Below are 16,640 nucleotides of genomic sequence, written 5' to 3' on the forward strand. Positions count from 1 at the left end.
GCGCAGCGATGCGTTGAGCTAACCGGTACTAATGAACCGTGAGGCTTAACCTTACAACGCCGAAGATGTTTTGGCGGATGAGAGACGATTTTCAGCACTGATTCAGAGTTGAGTACGCAATAATTTGCGCAGCAGCAAGGCGGCAAGCGAAGGAAAGGAAGGAGCATACTGAAGTATGTGACTGACTTTACGAGCGCAGGCAACGCCGCTGATGCGATAAAGAATTGCGTACAGAGCACAAAGAATTTGCCTGGCGGCACTAGCGCGGTGGTCCCACCTGACCCCATGCCGAACTCAGAAGTGAAACGCCGTAGCGCCGATGGTAGTGTGGGGTCTCCCCATGCGAGAGTAGGGAACTGCCAGGCATCAAATTAGAAGTATGGCATTAACTTTCGGGGCAGTTCACTACTCGACAGAGAGTAGGACAAAAGCGAAAGCTTTTGAACGTTGCGAAGCAACGGCCCGAAGGGTGAATCACGAAGTGATTCATAAACTGCCAGGCATCAAATTGCAGTAAACCGGGATGAAAATCCGGGTTGTGACAAAGAAATTCGGTGGAGCGGTAGTTCAGTTGGTTAGAATACCTGCCTGTCACGCAGGGGGTCGCGGGTTCGAGTCCCGTCCGTTCCGCCACTTATTAAGAGCCCTGAGCATTAGCTCAGGGCTTTTTCTTTGCATGTCATTTAATTATTGCTCAATTCGCAAAAATCCTCTGCATTTCTCGCTCTTTTTCTGCAAAGCGCTGAAGGTCATAATCCCCTCAGTTAACGAACATAGTGATTAAAAAGAGGAATTCTATGACTATCCCTGCATTCGGTTTAGGTACTTTTCGCCTGAAAGACGACGTGGTTATCGCTTCTGTTAAAACGGCGCTTGAACTGGGCTACCGTGCTGTCGACACTGCACAGATCTATGATAATGAAGCGGCTGTTGGACAGGCGATTGCTGAAAGCGGTGTACCACGTAATGAGCTGTACATCACCACCAAGATCTGGATTGAAAACCTTAGCAAAGACAAGCTAATCCCAAGCCTGAAAGAGAGCCTGAAAAAACTGCGTACCGATTATGTCGATCTGACGCTGATCCACTGGCCATCTCCGGGTGATGCCGTGTCTGTCGAAGAATTTATGCAGGCATTGCTGGAAGCTAAAAAACAAGGGCTGACTCGCGAAATTGGCATTTCAAACTTCACCATTCCGTTGATGAAAAAGGCTATTGCCGCGGTGGGCGCAGACCATATCGCCACCAACCAGATTGAGCTATCTCCGTATCTGCAGAATCGTAAGGTGGTTGACTGGGCGAAAGCGCACGGTATCCATATCACCTCTTACATGACGCTGGCATACGGTAAGGCGCTGAAAGATGAAGTGATTGCGCGCATTGCGGCTAAACATAATGCGACCCCGGCGCAGGTTATTCTGGCATGGGCAATGGGTGAAGGTTACTCGGTGATCCCTTCATCCACCAGGCGTGAAAACCTGGCAAGCAACCTGCTGGCACTGGACCTGCATCTGGATGCCGAAGATAGAGCAGCGATCGCGGCACTGGACTGCAACGATCGTCTGGTTAGCCCGGAAGGACTGGCCCCTGCCTGGGATTAATTACCCGATCCTTTGTACCTTTATCCCTCTTTCACAGCTCCTGCGGGGGCTGTTCTTATATATTCGCTCAAAAAGTCGATAAATGCCCGAATGCGTGTGCTGACGGCGCGATCGCTGTAGTAAACGGCGCTGAAAGGCATTTCTACCGGCAGACGTTTATCGGCCAGCAGTTCCACCAGTTCTCCCCGCGCGATCTCTTTATCAATCATATAATCTGAAAGACATGCAATGCCGTTACCGTTCAGGCAAAGTTGTTTTAACGTTTCCCCGCTGTTGGAAGAAATCCCACATTCAACCTCATGGAGCTGCCCATCGCTACAGGCAATCGGCCAGGTATTGAGCGAAACAGGTTCTGAGAACCCCAGGCACAGATGCCGTTTTAACTCTTCAACGGTCTCTGGCTTGCCAAAACGGGCAATATAATCCGGTGAGGCGATAATCTTACGATAACTGGTAAATAACGGACGCGCGCGCAGACTTGAATCTGTCAACGTGCCTGCGCGTATCGCAACATCCACTTTTCGTTCAATAAGATTGATGAACGTTTCTGAGGAGACAAGAGACAACGTTATTTCCGGATACCGTTCACGAAAAGGTTTAATCAGCGGCATCAGGAAATGCAGCATTACCGGCGTTGCCGCATCGATACGCAGTAAGCCGCGCGGGGTATTACGCGACTCCATGATTTCCGTTTCTGCGGCGGCCATTTCTTGCAGTATCTGCTGCACGCGCCTGAAGTATCGCTCTCCTTCTTCAGTCAGGCTCAGCTGTCGAGTCGTACGATTAAGCAGACTGACGCCGAGCTTCATCTCCAGCTTTTTAACTGCCCGGCTGACAGCGGAATTGGCCTGTCCAAGCTGCTCTGCCGCCCGGCTGAAGCTGCCGCTTTCCACGACAGCGACAAAAATTGCGAGTTCTTCGGAGGTGGCTTTCATTTTTGCTCCTGAAGCAAAATTAAATTGATATTTTGGCTATTTTTGTCATTAAAACATCCAGGCATACTGCGTGTCATCTGATTACTGCTGTTATGGAGTTATGTATGCCTCTCGCTTTATTTGCACTGACAATAAGTGCTTTCGCTATCGGTACGACTGAGTTTGTGATTGTCGGCCTGGTGCCGACCATTGCTCAACAACTGGCTATCTCGTTACCTTCCGCCGGAATGCTGGTTTCAATCTATGCGCTGGGTGTGGCTATTGGCGCGCCGGTGCTAACCGCGCTGACCGGACGCCTGCCGCGTAAACAGTTACTGGTCGCGCTGATGGTCTTGTTTACGGCGGGGAATTTGCTGGCATGGCAGGCACCGGGCTATATGACATTAATCGTCGCCCGTCTGCTGACGGGCCTGGCGCACGGCGTGTTCTTCTCGATTGGATCTACCATCGCGACAAGTCTGGTGCCAAAAGAGAAAGCGGCTTCTGCGATCGCTATTATGTTTGGTGGTTTAACGGTAGCGCTGGTCACGGGCGTGCCGCTGGGAACATTTATCGGTCAGCATTTTGGCTGGCGTGAGACCTTCCTTGCGGTATCACTGTTAGGGGTGATTGCGCTGATGAGCAGTCAACTGCTGATCCCGGCCAACATTCCCGGTCGGGCGGCCGCCAGCATTCGTGACCAGGTGAAAGTACTGACTCATCCTCGTCTGTTGCTGATTTACGCCGTTACGGCGCTTGGCTACGGCGGGGTATTCACGGCATTCACCTTCCTGGCGCCAATGATGCAGGATCTGGCGGGATTCTCCCCGGCAGCGGTAAGCTGGATCTTACTGGGGTATGGCGTATCAGTGGCTATCGGCAATATCTGGGGCGGTAAACTGGCGGATAAGCATGGCGCCGTGCCGGCGCTGAAATTCATTTTCGCCGCGCTGTTTGTTCTGCTTATGGTCTTCCAGGTGACGGCCTCCACGCAGTATGCCGCGCTGGCTACCATCCTGGTGATGGGGGTCTTTGCCTTCGGTAACGTACCGGGGTTGCAGGTCTACGTGGTACAGAAAGCGGAACAATTCACGCCTAATGCGGTAGATGTGGCGTCAGGTCTGAACATTGCGGCGTTTAACATTGGTATTGCGCTGGGCTCCGTGATTGGCGGGCAAACGGTGGAGCATTACGGTTTGGCGCAGACGCCGTGGATTGGCGCCCTCATTGTTCTGGTGGCTTTCCTGCTGATGGGTGTCAGCGGACGTCTTGATAAACCTGTACGCATTGCTCTGGAGTAAATTATTGATGTAAGCGCCTACTTACAAAACAAACTGCAATTGTTCGTTGAAAGTGAGTGCTAAAATCCCTATAACAGAAGAACCAGTCCGGTTGAGGACTGGTTGACGTTACAGAGGTTTGAAAGTCAAAAGTGCGAAAAAACACCTATGCGATGCGCTATGTTGCCGGACAGCCCGCCGAGCGGATTTTGCCGCCAGGGTCGTTTGCGAGCATTGGCCAGGCATTGCCCGCCGGGGAACCGCTAAGCAGTGAAGAGCGGATCCGTATCCTCGTGTGGAATATATTCAAGCAGCAGCGAGCCGAATGGTTATCGGTGCTGAAGAACTACGGCAAAGATGCGCATCTGGTCCTGTTGCAGGAGGCACAGACGACGCCTGAACTGGTACAGTTTGCCACCGCTAACTATCTTGCCGCCGACCAGGTTCCCGCTTTTGTACTACCTCAGCATCCGTCTGGCGTCATGACGCTTTCTGCCGCCCATCCTGTTTACTGCTGCCCTTTACGGGAAAGAGAACCGATTTTACGTTTGGCGAAATCAGCCCTGGTGACGGTATATCCCTTGCCGGATACCCGTTTATTAATGGTAGTAAATGTTCATGCGGTAAATTTTAGTCTGGGCGTGGACGTATACAGTAAGCAGTTACTTCCGATCGGCGACCAGATTGCGCACCATAGCGGCCCTGTCATTATGGCGGGTGATTTTAATGCCTGGAGCCGTCCACGTATGAATGCGTTGTACCGCTTTGCACGTGAGATGTCGCTGCGCCAGGTGCGTTTCACTGACGATCAGCGCCGTCGTGCATTTGGACGACCGCTGGATTTTGTTTTTTATCGTGGGTTAAACGTAAATGAAGCCTCCGTACTGGTGACGCGCGCTTCCGATCACAATCCGCTACTCGTTGAATTCAGTCCCGGCAAACCTGAGCAATAAAGGTGCGTCAGGTCTGCCGTGGGGCAGGCCTCTGCGGGTGCTGCCCTCTATTTTTCTCATAACAGAAGGGCACTACCATGACAACGCATTCCCACCATGACAATGTTGAAAAGCAGTTTGGTTCACAGGCGAACGCCTATTTACATAGCGCCGTTCACGCAGCGGGTCGTGACTTAGCGCGGCTGGCGCAAAGGCTGTCTGATTTTTCCCACGCGAACGTACTGGATATGGGATGTGGGGCTGGACACGCGAGTTTTGTCGCTGCGCAACATGCCAACTCGGTCGTGGCATACGATTTATCCGCCAGCATGCTTGAGGTTGTCGCTGGAGCGGCGGAAGAAAGACATTTAAGTAATATTACTCTCCGCCAAGGCTATGCCGAAAAACTGCCCTTTGAAGATGCATCGTTTGAGGTGGTGATTAGCCGCTATTCCGCGCATCACTGGCACGACGTTGGTCAGGCATTGCATGAGGTTTATCGTGTATTAAAACCCGGCGGCGTGCTGATTATCATGGATGTCATGTCGCCTGGACATCCTGTACGCGATATCTGGCTGCAAACGGTGGAGGCGTTACGCGACACGTCGCATGTCCGTAACTATTCCAGTGGCGAATGGCTGGCGATGGTCAATAACGCGATGCTGGTAACGAATACCGTGATAACCGATCGTTTATCGCTGGAGTTTCGCTCATGGGTAACGCGGATGCGTACGCCAGCGCCGTTGGTTGAGGCGATTCGATTATATCAGGCGAGCGCCCCGGTAGAGGTGAAGCGTTATTTTGAGTTGCAGGATGACGGCTCGTTTAGCAGCGATACTATCATGCTGGAAGCGCATAAAGCGGTATAGCAATTTAAAAGGCGCCGGGGGAAGCGGCGCCTTTTGGCTTTTTCGTCGGACAATATCAGGAGTCTGGCGTGCTATTGTCCTTCACAAACAACGTAAGCTGATCGCCCGGTTGTAGATTATCCGTATCATGGTTCCAGCGCATCACATCTTTGATATTAACCCCGTGACGTCTGGCGATACTGGAAAGCGAATCGCCTTTACGGACACGATAGGTAATGCTATCGCTATTGTTTGCCAGTCGTTGCGCGCTGCTGCCAGCGCCTACGGTCAGGCTTTGCCCGATTTTCAGGCGCGAACCACGCAGGTTGTTCCACTGCTGCAAGTCCTTCGTGCTTACGCCAAGCCGCGAAGCAATACCGGAAAGCGTATCGCCAGAGCGCACCTTATAGCTACGGCTATTCAACGGCGTATTGTCGGCGATCAGTTGGGACTGAACGGCGTCAATCTCACCGGAAGCCAGCGACTCACGCAACTGCTCGGCATGCTTTTTGGGCACCATAACATATTGCGGACCGCTTACGCCTAAGGTAGACCCTTTTACACCGGCATTAAACGTCTTCAGCTTGCTGATAGACATGCCCGCCATATCCGCAACCTGCGCCATTTCAACTGGACTGTTTAAACGAACTCGTGCCAGCGCTCGGCTTTCATCTGTTGTTGGCAGACGTACGCCGTAGCGTTTGCTGTTTTTGAGAATTTCACTCAATGCCAGCATCTTAGGTACGTAGAGTTTCGTTTCTCTGGGCAAAGAAAGCGACCAGAAATCCGTCGGTTTTCCACGCGCTTTGTTTGCTTTAATTGCCCGCATAACACGGCCTTCGCCGCTGTTATACGCTGCAACGGTTAACAGCCAGTCGCCGTCAAACATTTTGTTCAGACGCTGCATCATGTCTAACGCGGCGGTCGTAGAGGCTACAACATCGCGACGCGCGTCATAATTACGGGTCTGCTTTAAACCATAATTGCGCCCTGTGCTCGGTATGATCTGCCAGATGCCTGCGGCATTGGCGCCAGACGTTGCGTGAGGATCAAAAGCGCTCTCCACTATGGGTAGTAGTACCAGCTCCATAGGCATGTTACGTTTCTTAACCTGCCCCGCTATCCAGTACATATACGGCTCTGCCCGTAAAGTTACATCGTGGAGATAGCTCTTATTGCGTAAATACTTCTGTTTCTGTTCGCGAATCCGGCTGTTTTCCGGAATTCCCATCTTTAGCTCGTCGCCAATGAAAGCCCACAAGTCCTGATCTGGCGCGATAGACGTTCCGTCGTCCATCCATCGTGCCTGACTCGTAAACTTTCCTGCTTCCCCTTGACCAGCTGCAGAAAGGCTCTGTGCGTGCTGTTGGACGTTGCCAGTGTTCTGAGACGTCTGGCACCCCACAAGCAGGACAGAGGCGAGTAATATCGCTTTTGCCTTCATGTGTGTGTCAATAGTTGCTTAAAAGACGACCGATCATAACGGCGAAGTTAGCGAATGACAAGTAAGAATTATCAGAACGTGTCTTTCTTTGACCTTAACCATGCAAAACGCGCTTCTGGTTGTTGCAATATTGTTTCTTTGTTGATTTCATTAATTAAATCAATATCTTCTGTTCTTAAAAAAAGATTAATCTTACGCTCATTTTTAAGAATAACGGGTAGTGTCATTTGTTTTTTTACACGTAACTCTTTAACTTTACGATAATATTCATTTATGAACGAATCGTGCGGAAGTATGCTCAATGCGAACTTAATGTTAGCTAAAGTGTATTCGTGAGCGCAGCAAATGAGAGTGTCGTCAGGCAGAGAATTAATTTTCATAAGTGACTGATACATCTGTGATGGCGTGCCTTCAAACAGTCGACCACAGCCGCCAGAGAACAGCGTGTCGCCGCAGAATAAGTAAGGATGGCTAAAGTAACAGACGTGTCCTAACGTGTGGCCCGGCGTGGCAAAAAGAGTAAATTTCTCGCCTAAAACGCGAATAGTATCGCCATCGCCAACAAGATGGGTTGCTCCCTTGTCTTGTGTTTCCGCCGGTCCATAAACCGTCATTTGCGGGAAGTGTTGCAACAGCTCTTTGACTCCGCCAACATGATCGTGATGGTGATGCGTCAGAAAAATCGCCTCCGGCATCCACTTATGTTCAGCAATGGCCTTTAAGACGGGGGCCGCTTCGCCGGGATCAACAATCACACAGCGGCCTTCATCATTGGTCAGCACCCAGATGTAATTGTCCTGAAACGCGGGAATACTGTTAAGATTCATATATTACCTCTCAAATAATTAGCGGAAGGTTGCGATGAAACCGGCAAGGCTCTCTCAAACTGTCGTTGCGCCCGGATGTTGGGGTGAGTTGCCCTGGGGCAATTACTACCGTGAGGCGCTGGAACAGCAGCTAAATCCGTGGTTTGCAAAAATGTATGGTTTCCATTTGCTTAAAATCGGTAATTTAAGCGCAGAAATCAATTCCGAAGCGTGCGCGGTCTCCCATCAAGTGAATGTTTCATCGCAGGGCTCACCGATGCAGGTTCTGGCCGATCCGCTACACCTTCCTTTTGCAGATAAATCCGTCGATGTTTGTCTGCTGGCGCATACTTTGCCGTGGTGTACCGACCCGCACCGTTTATTGCGGGAAGCCGACCGCGTATTGATTGATGACGGTTGGCTGGTCATCAGTGGATTTAACCCGCTGAGTTTGATGGGGTTACGTAAACTGGTACCCGTTTTACGTAAAACACCGCCCTATAATAGTCGGATGTTTACCCTTATGCGGCAACTGGACTGGCTGTCTTTACTCAATTTTGAAGTGCTACATTATAGCCGTTTTCATGTCTTACCCTGGAAAAAGCAGGGGGGGCGGCTTTTAAATACGCATATCCCGGCGCTGGGCTGTTTACAGCTTATTGTGGCCCGTAAGCGGACCATCCCGCTTACGCTTAATCCGCTGCGACATAATAAAAGTAAAACCCCTATCCGCCAGACCGTTGGCGCCACCCGGCAATATCGCAAACCGGATGGCTAAGCCTCCGCCTGGTAGCCACTATCTTCCTGCGTGGGGTTCATTGCCGCGGCGCGCGCCAGTTCATCACAACGCTCGTTTTCGGGATGGCCTGCATGGCCTTTGACCCATACCCATTTGATCTGATGCTGACCTAACGCAGCATCGAGACGTTTCCACAGATCGACATTTTTTACGGGTTTCTTTTCCGCTGTTTTCCAGCCGCGTTTCTTCCAGTTATGAATCCATTGGGTAATTCCTTGCCGCACATATTGGCTGTCGGTGCTCAATGTCACTTCGCAATGTTCTTTTAACGCTTCAAGCGCGACGATCGCCGCCATCAGTTCCATACGGTTATTGGTGGTCAGCGTGTAACCTTCACTAAACGTTTTTTCATGACCGCGATAGCGTAAGATAGCGCCATAACCACCAGGCCCTGGATTCCCCAGGCAAGAGCCATCGGTGAAAATTTCTACCTGTTTAAGCATCTCTGGTAGACTTCCTGTAATTGAAATCGATAACAAAACGCAAGTCTGACATAAATGACCGATATGAGCACTGCAATTACACGACAGATTGTCCTCGATACCGAAACCACCGGTATGAACCAGATAGGCGCGCACTATGAAGGTCACAAGATTATTGAGATCGGTGCGGTTGAGGTGATAAACCGTCGTCTGACCGGTAATAACTTCCACGTTTACCTGAAGCCGGATCGGCTGGTGGATCCGGAGGCTTTTGGCGTACACGGCATCGCCGATGAGTTTCTGCTGGATAAGCCGGTTTTTGCTGATGTGGTCGATGAGTTTCTTGATTATATCCGCGGCGCGGAGCTGGTCATCCATAACGCATCGTTCGATATCGGCTTTATGGATTATGAGTTTGGTCTGCTTAAACGCGATATTCCTAAAACCAATACTTTCTGCAAAGTTACCGACAGCCTGGCGTTGGCGCGGAAAATGTTCCCCGGCAAGCGTAACAGCCTTGATGCACTGTGTTCGCGTTATGAGATAGATAATAGCAAACGTACTTTGCACGGCGCATTGCTCGATGCCCAGATCCTTGCTGAAGTGTATCTGGCGATGACGGGCGGACAAACGTCCATGACGTTTGCGATGGAAGGAGAGACGCAACGGCAGCAAGGTGAGGCGACCATTCAGCGAATCGTTCGCCAGGCCAGCCGGTTACGGGTCGTTTTTGCCTCTGAGGAAGAGCTGGCTGCGCATGAATCGCGGCTTGATCTGGTGCAGAAAAAGGGCGGAAGTTGCCTTTGGCGGGCGTAATTTATTCCTTTTTAGGCTATAAAAATCATCCTTCGGGCGATTTTTGCAGCAACTGATTCAAAAGGTGAGAAAAAGCGTTGACGGGCGACACCGCAAACCGTAATATTCGCCTCGTTCCCAGCGGGAACATCACGGAGCGGTAGTTCAGTTGGTTAGAATACCTGCCTGTCACGCAGGGGGTCGCGGGTTCGAGTCCCGTCCGTTCCGCCAGATACAAATCTCAGGGTGTTTTTATACATCCTGTGAAGTAAAAAAAACCGCATCACTGTAAAAAGGATGCGGTTTTTTTTCGTCTTCAGCAGTGCCACCGCCTATCGTGGAATCTGACGCAAATGGGCCTACGCCTGGATGACGAACAGGATATTACCGCCACTTCTTTCACTGTCATGGCTATTTTGATCCCACTGACATTTAAGGCGCGGCCTCATGGCGGTGCTTAACCGGGATCGGGACATGTTCAGCGCAGAAGCAGACTGCGTAATGTTGATGTCACTCAGATAATTACGGAGAACCGCCAGACATGCGCATCATCACTCCAGGGCATCCCACTTCTCCAGCAACTCCACCGGGATCTCATTGATCACCTCCGAGAACCGTTTTCCCACCAGTCTTTCAGCCTGGCGTAACAGTGGGATGGTCGGGCTACTGGGTTCACTGCTCTCAAACCAGCGACGAATGCACCGCAGGCGCTCCAACGCATCATTACGATCGCGAATTGGCCCCGGTTCAGCATTGTGTGGGAGGGATATACCGGGTGGCGCGTTGACAGGCGGCACATCCTCTGCCCGTGCCGGAACGGCATTATCCATAACCGTGCCTGCGGGGTCTGGCACTGGCGCTGGCGACGGAGGGATTTCCGGTGTGGTTGTCTGTACCACGTCAGGCAGCAGCGCTAACAACTGCCGCAGGCGTGAAAAATCTGGAGCCAGATCGCCTAATGTCTCACGCGCCCACACTTGCAGGCGTTCTGCGCTTTCCTGCGCTTCGCGAAACGCTGCCAGCGGTAATGCCCCACGGGCTTCGAGGTCGGCCAGTTGCTGGCGGACGGATTCGGGGGCCAGCGCATCAGCCGGGCGAGGGGCGGATAACGCGCGCTCGACATCCCGTACCTGCAGGCGCAGGGCGGCACTGTTTGACAGCGTGATACCGCGAATGTCTGCCATCACGCCTTCGTGATCCAGCAGCGCCGCCAGGGCATTACTGCGCGCCAGCGCCGCATCTTCAATAGATTCTGCGGATGCGCCTTCGCCGGTAAGCAGCTGTGGATGGAGTGCATCGGACCAGATTACGCTCAGTTCTGCCAGTTGTGTGAGCATTTCCGCCAGTCCCTGTGCGCCAGCCTGCTGGATGCGACTGCGCAGCAGCAGGATCAACACCCGGATATCCTTACTGCGCGTGAGCAGACGGCGCGCATCACGCTCAATTTCCGGCCAGTTCACGGCTTCCGGCGTACTGACAAAATCACCATATTGCGCCTCCGCCTGGGGGGCGGCGCGACTGAACAGCAGCAGGTATTCCGGGTCGTACTCCGGATCGGGGCCGCAGGGTTGTTCCGCGCTTACCGGTTTAGTCAGGGACATATCCATATCATTACTCTCAGTGGGTTAAGCCGTGTTCAGGTTCAAAAATCATGCCTGTCACCGGACGGTCATGCATGGCTTTACCTGCCCAGGCCGTCCAGCCAAGCCGCTGCGCGCCGCCGATCACCGCAGGCGGTGCGGCATGAGGCTTCAACTGCAGCTCAATTTCCCAGCAATATTCAAAACCGATGAACGTACGCACCAGTTCTGTCAGCACGGGCAGATTGTTGCCGCCGGGCAGAAAACGCAGGTAATCCTCCAGCGTGAGCGGGCCGATAATTAGCCGGAATTTGTACTGCATATCCGGTACGGCCTGGCCGATAAGCGCCCCGTTGCCCAGCACCGAAGACTGCGCGGGCGTGCCCAGACGGGTGATTTCATCGTTCGCCACCGTTATCCAGTGCAGGGCGAACTCTTTCACCGCAAAAGGTACGCTGAAATAGTGTGCCAGCGTGGCGGCCAGCCCGTCAGGATTGCGCGATTCGCGTACCAGATGGGCGGAGGCTGCCAGGCGAACATGATCTGACAGCGGGCTTTCGGCGCTTTCCCGTAGATCCTGCCCGCTGAGACTGGCGATATAAAACGCAAAACGGTCGTGTTCCGGTTTGTCCAGCCCGCCACCAGCGGACTGGGCGCTGCGCCATGCCTGCCAGAACTGCGTCAGCCAGCGGTGGTGAAAAATATTGGAAAAATGAACCAGCGTCGGATCGTGACGACTCTCTGAGCGGTTTAGCGCCAGCTCGGTATAGTGCAGCGGCAACGGGCCGTTTGGCCCCCATAGTCCGAGGCTGTACAGGCTCAGGTGCAGGCGTCCATCCTGCCAGCTGACCTGGGCGATTTCCCGTGGCGCAAAGGTCATCGTCGGCGTCTGTCCCAGACGGAATTTTTCCATCCGTGGCTGCCAGATACTGCCTGCCGGAGTATCACAGAGCTGGGCATCCACGCGCCGCATCAGGTTCAGGAATCCGTAACGCCAGGGGGTTTTCTGCGCCTGGTCGAGAGCGCCGGTCATACGCTCCCCCGTTGCCCGGTTCTGACCGGCCAGGTCATGACATGCCCGCGTTGCATCGAGTGCAGCGTCATCTGCGAGAAGGTATTAATGGAAACATGGCGGGCAATATAGTGTTCCAGCACCAGACCGAACAGGTAAGGACTGATACCGGAAAATCCTTCTTCGTCCACGGTCAGTTCGCAACTGACGCCCCGGCCATAGACCAACAGGCCGGAGCCGGGCAGGCGGCGGGTCACCGGGGTGGTTTTGCAGCCAATCAGGCTGCGCACCTGGCGCGACTGCGGGCTGTCGTGAGCCGGAATAAACAGATTCAGCAGATCGCGCAGCGCCTGGCCGCCGGTGCGGTGATCCAGATCGGCCAGCGGCAGATAATTAAACGACAACTGCCGGATCAGCCGCCAGGCCATTTCGCGTTCAGCCAGCGGCGGCTGCGGCGGGCGCGGCGGTCTGATAAGACCCACGCCCGCCACCGGAATCGCCGCATCTACGGTCAGATCATCCCGGCCATTACGTGGAATAAGGCAGGGCAGATCGCGGTTAGTCACCATTGCCGTGACGGTGATATGGCGCAGATTTTCCGGGTAGGGCGCTTCATGCTGATCAACCAGCGACAGGAAGACTTCCGAGCCGGTATAGGGGGTTCGGGTGCCATAGCGGCGGGCGTTTTCTGACGAGCGGCGCGGCTCACGACGCAGTGAAAAATAACGCCCGTGGTTGCCTTCGTCATTATTACGGGTGTGATACAGCGGACGAAAAATCATCTTCCGTGTGGTTTCCGCTTCCAGGCCTTCGACTTCCTGAACAGAAAACACCTCGTAATCCAGCGGACGGGTACGATCCACCACCAGATGCTGTTCCGTCACGCTGTGAGTAACTTCAATCCGGGTGGTGGTGCGGGGAAACAGGTTGATCACCGGCGTACAGAACAGGCTGAACTGTGCAGCGTCCGTCTGATGAATCAGCCAGTCCGGCGGCAGGCGGTTAAGCAGTATGACAATTTCCGCCACATTGCCCTGCACCTTTTGTAACCCGGCAGACAATCCGGTCGGGGTGACGAAGTAAAACCGTTCCGGACAGGCGAAAAATTCATGCAGCAGATTATGGCCGTGAAACACGTTCCAGGCGAGCGGCAGCAGCCCCTGCCCTGGCTCCAGCCCTTCGTGCGCCACCGGGTGTTGAAGATTCACATTCAGTTCGCCGTCAAAGTGACCGGGTTCACCGGCCAGTGTGGCGACGGCGCTGGTATGTAGCAGCTCAAACAGGTGTGACGCAATGCGTTCTTCGCCGCAGAGGTAAAAGGGCAGCCGTGCCGGACCGGCCAGCTCGCTGAAAGTCAGTTCCCCGAAGGTTCGCAGGGTGATGCGCAATGCCCCGGCGACATGAATATTAGGCGGCAGATAGCGGTGCAGGGCGGGCATATCCGGCGGCGCGGCGGTCAGGCGTACCTCCTCGATGGACAGCGGCCACAGCGTGACGTCCTGGCTGCTGCGAAACTGGCAGGCGGTATTTTCGCCTTCCGGGATGGGGGAAACGAACGCGGTATCGCGCGGCACGGTGACCCCTTTCGCCAGGTCGCCTTCCTGCGTATCGGGATACAGCTTTACCACTGCCATCGATGGCGTGGGGGTGACGTAATTGGGGCTGACGACTTCCAGTAACCGCTGTGTGAAGCGGGGAAACTCGGCGTCAATTTTTAGCTGAGTGCGGGCGCTCAGAAAGCTGAACGCCTCGATCATGCGTTCCACATACGGGTCGGCAATATCGGTTCCCTGCATCCCCAGTCGGGCGGCAATTTTGGGATGGAGGGTGGCGAACTCAGCACCGGTCTCCCGCAGGTAGCTCAGTTCGCGGTTGTAATACTCCAGTAGCCGTGGATCCATGAATAATGCCCTGTATTAAAAGAACGTAATGCGGCTCAGCTCCATATCCAGCGCGCTGCGTACCAGAAACTCCGTGGGATACGGCTGCGTCAGAATTTGTCCGCGAATTTCAAACTGTAGTGTGTTATAGCTACCCTGCCGGGTTTTATCGAGCAAGGGCGTGACCCTGAGTGTGGCGGCGTTCAGCCGGGGTTCGAAACGGATAATGGCGCGCCGGATCGCCTCGCTGATATCGTCCCACTTATGCTCATACATAAAGCTGCCCGCCAGCGGCGGCAGGCCATAGTTGAGCACTGACGCCGCCGCCTGCGGATAGCGCCGGGCGTCGATGTCACCCTCGTGGCTAATGGTATTGAGCAAAAAGGAGAGATCCCGACGAATGATCTCCTTCAGTTGTACCGGCGTGACGCTGATATCCCGGTCAATTTTCTGATACGGAGCATTGTCACACAGCCGATCAAATAGGGTGGGCAGCAGGTGGTTAGCGGGTGTAAAACGAGACGTGCTCATGCGCCATCGTTTTCCTGAGCATGAAAGGTACAATGGGCCATGTCCAGCAGGCTGATATCGCCGTGGCTGGTCAGCCAGACTTTCTGCCCCAGCGCCCGCACGGTGGTTTCGCCGGGGCCGTCCTGCCAGGCGGTTTCCCGGCACAAACGCAGGGCGTCGGATGCACTTTCCGAACCGCTGTAACGGGTAAAGAGCCAGGCGCCGTGCGTATCGCCATTCACCAGGGTGATATTAACGGGTTTCCACAGCAGATCGGTCAGGCGCGTCGGTTGCGGCGATTCCAGCGAGCGTATTTGCGAAAACGGCAGCCAGATATACACGCCGCCGGTGACCAGCTCAAGTACCGGGCCAAGGCGGGAATCGCTGTCGCTCGCCCAGTCAAATGCGCCGCCGTTCCACTGCCCGCCCGTGTCTGTTATGGCTTCCAGTGCGGTATTACGGTGTTTATCAACCTCACCGGTATCGTCATGACAGGCGAGTGCCGCCAGCAGTGACTCCACCCAAACGGGCTGCGGCAGAAGAAAACCGGGTCGTTGTTCACCCTGAAAAACGGTGTGGCGGAACATTTCGCAGCGAACCAGCTCCCGGTACAGCCGGGCCTCCTGGGTATAATTGGCCTCCATCCTGGCGCATAGCTGAAGCTGGTGTAGCGCCCGCGACCAGTCTCCGGCCACACACAGCAACTGAAACAGGCTGTGGCGGCAGAGCGCTTTCGCCGGATTTTCCCGAACCTGCTGCTCCGCCATCTGAATCCCCTCCGCAATAGAGTATTCCTGTATCAGCGCGGACAGGGTAGCAGGAAGCGTGTCAGTTTTTTTCATGGGCGGTATTTCCATTTTTCTGTGTCGGAGTGATTCGGTAGTGGCTGTCGATGCCAATAATACGATGCTCGCGGCGGGTCAGATCGGGCAGTATCTCGCTATGTGCGGTTTTCCCCGCCTGTTCCGGCGAGAGCAGTTGCAGGATATCGGGCATTGATTCCATCGCCAGCCAGTGCATTTCACCCTCACCGGTCGTGTCCAGCGTATCCAGAATGGCATCAATACCGGGCGCGCCTGCCACCATATCCTGTAACGTGTCGGTGTCGCCCTTTTTATCGTATAACGACGTCAAATCCTGGGTGACAGCGTCTTCATTTCGGGGAAACGGTTTAGGACGGAGGGGCTTTTCCTGCCCGGAGGGCCGCAATGCCTGCTGATATTCCTGGTAAAGCTGGTGTAGCGTGCTATCCGCTTCATGGCCGGTGTAAGAGGATGCGGTTTCCCGGACGGGAATAATATCGAACGGGTTCTGCGGATTGAGCTGTTGTTGTTTAAACCAGTCCAGATCCAGGTACTCAGCAACGGATTCAGATGACTGAACCAACTGAGGAAACGAAACATCGGGACGGGACTCATCATTGGTGCGGGCAAGGTACCAGGATGACAGACCCCATTCAATCGTATCTCCATCATTCAGCCGCATACGGTGATGAGGTTCCATCACCTGCTCATTGACGGCACAGCACAGTTCATCAGAGTGATTAACAATCCACCACGCCTCTTCGTGGCGAACAAGACTGAGCGCGATATCGTCTTTCCCATGTTGCTCAAAAAGCGGAATGTAGGGGGCGGCGGCAGTAAATACGATGTATGTCCCTGCGGGATACTGTGCGTTATCCGTTATACCCTGCGACTGTATTTTCCGTAATTCCCACATGTCTTGTTTCATTATGTCCCTTAAATGTATTTATTTTTCTGGAGGAAACGTTTAGGGAGTTTTAATTCATAAATAATTTTAACTAAATTCATAGGGAG

16 protein-coding genes, 2 tRNA genes and 1 rRNA gene are annotated in these 16,640 nt (G+C 53.7%); 9 read left to right on the top strand and 10 right to left on the bottom strand.

Going from position 1 to position 16,640, the window contains the following annotated elements; genetic code table 11:
* Positions 1-249 precede the first annotated feature (249 nt).
* The 3 genes from rrf to dkgB all read left to right on the top strand — a co-directional run bounded on the left by rrf (position 250) and on the right by dkgB (position 1,601).
* Positions 250-365: ribosomal RNA gene (gene rrf, locus NA986_RS10275) — 5S ribosomal RNA — on the top strand.
* 191 nt (positions 366-556) lie between these two features.
* Positions 557-633: transfer RNA gene (locus NA986_RS10280), tRNA-Asp, on the top strand.
* A 164-nt stretch (positions 634-797) separates the two neighbouring features.
* Entirely contained in the window at positions 798-1,601 is an 804-nt protein-coding gene (dkgB, locus tag NA986_RS10285) for a 2,5-didehydrogluconate reductase DkgB (RefSeq protein WP_023216583.1), read from the top strand.
* 20 nt (positions 1,602-1,621) lie between these two features.
* Here dkgB and yafC read toward each other — a convergent pair whose 3' ends face one another.
* Positions 1,622-2,536: a DNA-binding transcriptional regulator YafC gene (yafC, locus tag NA986_RS10290; RefSeq protein WP_000648536.1), complete on the bottom strand. Its 915-nt coding sequence runs from the start codon at positions 2,534-2,536 to the stop codon at positions 1,622-1,624.
* A 104-nt stretch (positions 2,537-2,640) separates the two neighbouring features.
* Here yafC and NA986_RS10295 point away from each other — a divergent pair, with 104 nt between their 5' ends.
* The 3 genes from NA986_RS10295 to NA986_RS10305 all read left to right on the top strand — a co-directional run bounded on the left by NA986_RS10295 (position 2,641) and on the right by NA986_RS10305 (position 5,596).
* Positions 2,641-3,816, top strand: coding sequence for an MFS transporter (locus NA986_RS10295; RefSeq protein WP_001127538.1), 1,176 nt, complete (start codon positions 2,641-2,643; stop codon positions 3,814-3,816).
* 131 nt (positions 3,817-3,947) lie between these two features.
* Positions 3,948-4,748, top strand: coding sequence for an endonuclease/exonuclease/phosphatase family protein (locus NA986_RS10300; RefSeq protein WP_001230970.1), 801 nt, complete (start codon positions 3,948-3,950; stop codon positions 4,746-4,748).
* Between the two features lie 77 nt (positions 4,749-4,825).
* Positions 4,826-5,596 carry a class I SAM-dependent methyltransferase gene (locus NA986_RS10305; RefSeq protein ID WP_023216584.1) on the top strand — a complete coding sequence of 257 codons (771 nt, stop codon included), beginning with the start codon at positions 4,826-4,828 and terminating at the stop codon, positions 5,594-5,596.
* 55 nt (positions 5,597-5,651) lie between these two features.
* Here the strand turns inward: NA986_RS10305 and mltD are convergent, their stop codons facing one another.
* Together mltD and gloB are read right to left on the bottom strand one after the other, a co-directional pair.
* Positions 5,652-7,019 carry a murein transglycosylase D gene (gene mltD / locus NA986_RS10310; protein ID WP_000644706.1) on the bottom strand — a complete coding sequence of 456 codons (1,368 nt, stop codon included), beginning with the start codon at positions 7,017-7,019 and terminating at the stop codon, positions 5,652-5,654.
* Positions 7,020-7,090: 71 nt separating this feature from the next.
* Positions 7,091-7,846: a hydroxyacylglutathione hydrolase gene (gene gloB, locus NA986_RS10315; protein WP_001052773.1), complete on the bottom strand. Its 756-nt coding sequence runs from the start codon at positions 7,844-7,846 to the stop codon at positions 7,091-7,093.
* 34 nt (positions 7,847-7,880) lie between these two features.
* Here gloB and NA986_RS10320 point away from each other — a divergent pair, with 34 nt between their 5' ends.
* Positions 7,881-8,603, top strand: coding sequence for a class I SAM-dependent methyltransferase (locus NA986_RS10320; protein ID WP_000801238.1), 723 nt, complete (start codon positions 7,881-7,883; stop codon positions 8,601-8,603).
* On the opposite strand, the gene rnhA is transcribed toward NA986_RS10320, so the two are convergent.
* A complete protein-coding gene (gene rnhA / locus NA986_RS10325; protein ID WP_000917872.1) occupies positions 8,600-9,067 on the bottom strand; it encodes a ribonuclease HI in 468 nt (155 codons plus the stop codon). The two genes, NA986_RS10320 and rnhA, sit on opposite strands and share 4 nt — an antisense overlap.
* Before the next feature lie 63 nt (positions 9,068-9,130).
* Between rnhA and dnaQ the strand changes: the two genes are divergently transcribed.
* Complete coding sequence (gene dnaQ, locus NA986_RS10330) at positions 9,131-9,862, top strand: DNA polymerase III subunit epsilon (RefSeq protein WP_001670675.1); 732 nt, start codon at positions 9,131-9,133, stop codon at positions 9,860-9,862.
* A gap of 133 nt (positions 9,863-9,995) precedes the next feature.
* Positions 9,996-10,072 (top strand) — tRNA-Asp (locus NA986_RS10335).
* A gap of 320 nt (positions 10,073-10,392) precedes the next feature.
* Here NA986_RS10335 and NA986_RS10340 read toward each other — a convergent pair.
* The 6 genes from NA986_RS10340 to tagK are packed head-to-tail and all read right to left on the bottom strand — an operon-like array spanning position 10,393 to position 16,554.
* Entirely contained in the window at positions 10,393-11,448 is a 1,056-nt protein-coding gene (locus tag NA986_RS10340; RefSeq protein WP_000367619.1) for an ImpA family type VI secretion system protein, read from the bottom strand.
* Between the two features lie 10 nt (positions 11,449-11,458).
* Entirely contained in the window at positions 11,459-12,454 is a 996-nt protein-coding gene (gene tssG / locus NA986_RS10345) for a type VI secretion system baseplate subunit TssG (protein WP_000145239.1), read from the bottom strand.
* Positions 12,451-14,334, bottom strand: a complete 1,884-nt coding sequence (gene tssF, locus NA986_RS10350; RefSeq protein ID WP_023216585.1) for a type VI secretion system baseplate subunit TssF — start codon at positions 14,332-14,334, stop codon at positions 12,451-12,453. Before tssF ends, tssG begins: the two co-directional genes overlap by 4 nt.
* 15 nt (positions 14,335-14,349) lie before the next feature.
* Positions 14,350-14,844 carry a type VI secretion system baseplate subunit TssE gene (gene tssE, locus NA986_RS10355; protein ID WP_000108007.1) on the bottom strand — a complete coding sequence of 165 codons (495 nt, stop codon included), beginning with the start codon at positions 14,842-14,844 and terminating at the stop codon, positions 14,350-14,352.
* Complete coding sequence (locus NA986_RS10360) at positions 14,841-15,665, bottom strand: type VI secretion system accessory protein TagJ (protein WP_000750535.1); 825 nt, start codon at positions 15,663-15,665, stop codon at positions 14,841-14,843. Before NA986_RS10360 ends, tssE begins: the two co-directional genes overlap by 4 nt.
* Positions 15,652-16,554: a type VI secretion system-associated protein TagK gene (gene tagK / locus NA986_RS10365; RefSeq protein WP_023216586.1), complete on the bottom strand. Its 903-nt coding sequence runs from the start codon at positions 16,552-16,554 to the stop codon at positions 15,652-15,654. The genes NA986_RS10360 and tagK overlap by 14 nt, the downstream gene beginning before the upstream one ends.
* Positions 16,555-16,640: the final 86 nt, after the last annotated feature.

Origin of the sequence: Salmonella sp. NW177, from assembly GCF_051811585.1 — a bacterium.
Lineage (GTDB): Bacteria > Pseudomonadota > Gammaproteobacteria > Enterobacterales > Enterobacteriaceae > Salmonella > Salmonella enterica.

What these genes read in the sequence shown, in the direction of transcription:
- dkgB (WP_023216583.1), top strand. Translation starts at nt 798, where the DNA reads ATGACTATCCCTGCATTCGGTTTAGGTACTTTTCGCCTGAAAGACGAC.
- yafC (WP_000648536.1), bottom strand. Translation starts at nt 2,536, where the DNA reads ATGAAAGCCACCTCCGAAGAACTCGCAATTTTTGTCGCTGTCGTGGAA.
- NA986_RS10295 (WP_001127538.1), top strand. Translation starts at nt 2,641, where the DNA reads ATGCCTCTCGCTTTATTTGCACTGACAATAAGTGCTTTCGCTATCGGT.
- NA986_RS10305 (WP_023216584.1), top strand. Translation starts at nt 4,826, where the DNA reads ATGACAACGCATTCCCACCATGACAATGTTGAAAAGCAGTTTGGTTCA.
- mltD (WP_000644706.1), bottom strand. Translation starts at nt 7,019, where the DNA reads ATGAAGGCAAAAGCGATATTACTCGCCTCTGTCCTGCTTGTGGGGTGC.
- gloB (WP_001052773.1), bottom strand. Translation starts at nt 7,846, where the DNA reads ATGAATCTTAACAGTATTCCCGCGTTTCAGGACAATTACATCTGGGTG.
- NA986_RS10320 (WP_000801238.1), top strand. Translation starts at nt 7,881, where the DNA reads ATGAAACCGGCAAGGCTCTCTCAAACTGTCGTTGCGCCCGGATGTTGG.
- rnhA (WP_000917872.1), bottom strand. Translation starts at nt 9,067, where the DNA reads ATGCTTAAACAGGTAGAAATTTTCACCGATGGCTCTTGCCTGGGGAAT.
- dnaQ (WP_001670675.1), top strand. Translation starts at nt 9,131, where the DNA reads ATGAGCACTGCAATTACACGACAGATTGTCCTCGATACCGAAACCACC.
- NA986_RS10340 (WP_000367619.1), bottom strand. Translation starts at nt 11,448, where the DNA reads ATGGATATGTCCCTGACTAAACCGGTAAGCGCGGAACAACCCTGCGGC.
- tssG (WP_000145239.1), bottom strand. Translation starts at nt 12,454, where the DNA reads ATGACCGGCGCTCTCGACCAGGCGCAGAAAACCCCCTGGCGTTACGGA.
- tssF (WP_023216585.1), bottom strand. Translation starts at nt 14,334, where the DNA reads ATGGATCCACGGCTACTGGAGTATTACAACCGCGAACTGAGCTACCTG.
- tssE (WP_000108007.1), bottom strand. Translation starts at nt 14,844, where the DNA reads ATGAGCACGTCTCGTTTTACACCCGCTAACCACCTGCTGCCCACCCTA.
- NA986_RS10360 (WP_000750535.1), bottom strand. Translation starts at nt 15,665, where the DNA reads ATGAAAAAAACTGACACGCTTCCTGCTACCCTGTCCGCGCTGATACAG.
- tagK (WP_023216586.1), bottom strand. Translation starts at nt 16,554, where the DNA reads ATGAAACAAGACATGTGGGAATTACGGAAAATACAGTCGCAGGGTATA.